Origin of the sequence: Moorena sp. SIO3H5 (assembly GCF_010692395.1) — a bacterium.
Lineage (GTDB): Bacteria > Cyanobacteriota > Cyanobacteriia > Cyanobacteriales > Coleofasciculaceae > Moorena.
Genome location: NZ_JAAHHS010000698.1, coordinates 1 through 2,114, shown reverse-complemented (window position 1 = coordinate 2,114; position 2,114 = coordinate 1). Strand labels below are relative to the sequence as shown.

Annotated in this window: 2 protein-coding genes; one reads left to right on the top strand and one right to left on the bottom strand. The window is 46.9% G+C overall.

All coding sequences use genetic code 11. The annotated features are described in order from the left end of the window. The coding region (locus F6K52_RS35665; RefSeq protein WP_293089830.1) for an ATP-binding protein at positions 1-885 on the top strand (885 nt) is incomplete at its 5' end. Between the two features lie 108 nt (positions 886-993). Here the strand turns inward: F6K52_RS35665 and F6K52_RS35660 are convergent. Continuing rightward, positions 994-2,061, bottom strand: a complete 1,068-nt coding sequence (locus F6K52_RS35660) for an acyl-CoA dehydrogenase family protein (RefSeq protein ID WP_293089832.1) — start codon at positions 2,059-2,061, stop codon at positions 994-996. Positions 2,062-2,114: the final 53 nt, after the last annotated feature.

Sequence of the window (2,114 nt, the reverse complement as noted above, 5' to 3'; positions counted from 1 at the left end):
CAAGACGCTGATAAACTTTATAACAAATTAAACAATCCTTTCTTTGTGGGGGCACCAGTGCCCCCAGACCGTTTTGTGGGACGACGATCAGAAATTCAGGCTGCCTTTGATCAAATCTCTAACCGCAGTAACCTAGCAATTTGGGGTGGTCTAGGCATGGGAAAGACCTCTTTCCTGGAACTCCTGGCTTCCCCCGAAGTTTGGGAAGAGTATGGACAAGATCCATCACAGGCAGTGATGGTGCTCCTCAGTTGCGAAAGTATCCAACCATTTACAGCTTCCGGGTTTTGGCAAGAAGTCCTAACTGAGCTGATCAATAAATTAGACAGTGAGCCAGACCTTCAGAGTTACATTGACACATTGCTGGATCAGGGACAAACAACTACCAGGGGGATGCGCCAAGTATTGCGAAAGCTTGGGAAACACAACAAATTCTTGGTGTTGCTAGTGGATGACTATGATGCAGCTTTGCGGGAAAACCAGCACTATACTCAAGCTGACATCGAAACCTTTGTCACAGAGTGTCGCAGTATTGCCTATCACTCTCGGGAGAGGAGATATTTATCAATGATTGTTGCTTCACTCCGCCCTCTCAATGAACTTGGTCCTCCTTTTAATCCCAATAGTTCTCCCTGGTATAACCATTATTTGTTTCAATCCCTTAAGCCATTAACGGAAACTGAGGTCGAGCAATTAATGGCCAGTATTCCCATCACACCAGCATTACAGGATGTTATTAAAGACAGGGCTGGTGGACATCCCGCGCTGCTACAAATTGCTGGTTCTTTGCTATTTAGAGAATTAAGAACTGGGAAGTTACCTGATACTGAAACCTTTACCAAGGAGTTTGAAAGTCAAACTAGACATATTTTCCAAAATAATTAGCAACCGTGCAGGGATGTCGAGCAAGGGCTGTTGATACTGATGGCTTGGTCAAATTTAAAAGGTGGTCTGGAACATCTGACTTGCGGACTTGTGGACTTGCGCGTAACGCTATATCAACCGAGCCAAAGTTCCCTCCATGATAGCCGTGGTTTGACCAGAGACCGTGAATACCAAAGCTTCCCGATAGACTCGCTGGGCAGGATGGTGTTTGTAGTTAGCAGCACCACTAGACACAGTCACCGCTGCTTGAGCACATCTTCCTGCTAAGTTAATTGCCCGAGTCCTCAGTTGTAACCGTTGTTCAAAGGTCTGGGAATCCGCTTGTGCTGCTTCGATCATGGCTGTCTGGCAGCGAATCAATTCCCCATTGAGGGATTCAAAAGCATTGAATAGGAAATCCAGTTGCTTGGTTTTGGCCGCCCCTTCTACAATGTCCAGTCCAGCTTGGGCACATCCTAGAGCCAAAAAACCAGCAGACAAAACTTTTTTCTGGTCATTTTCGTGAATTGTACCTGCTTTAGCAATCGAAACCACACGTTCTTCGGGTAAGAACCAATCCGTAAGGGTAGCACTAACAGTATTGGTGGATTGCATCGCCCCCAGTGCCATGGGTTTGCTAAAGGTAATAGTACCACCTGCATCTTGGCAGGTCGGAGTCAATGGCACCATACCGTAAAGTTCTCCACCATCAGGCAATACTGCACCAATGACAAACTCTTGAAAGAAGCTAAACCCAGTGACCCAAGGCACTTTTCCAATGATCTGATATCCACCATCTACCGGAATAGCTTTCACCAGTGGGTTACCTGTTCGTCGCACTTGGGAAAAGCCGATACCAACTAGCACTTGACCCTGGGCTAATTTAGGAAGATACTGGTGCTTCAATGATTCATTGTCAGAGTAGGCGATCATTGCTCCAGCACTCTGGTGTTGCATTTGCAAGAATGCCAAAGCACCAGAATACCGTGCTACCAGTTGCTGGAAGTAGCCAAAGGTTGTGCTACTAACTTCGAGACCTCCTAAGGATTTCGGAATCCGTAGCCCTAGCAACCTGCGATCGCTAATCCCCTTGAGAGCCTCTCGTAACACCTCAGGAGCACTATCAATTTCTGAAGCCAAGGGAGCAACGGATTCCCTTAGATAAGACTCTGCTGTCTTTAATAGGATACTATTCATTGCGGACCGGAGGGCATTTATGTTTCCACCCTTGGCGGCGGAGGCGAGGATGG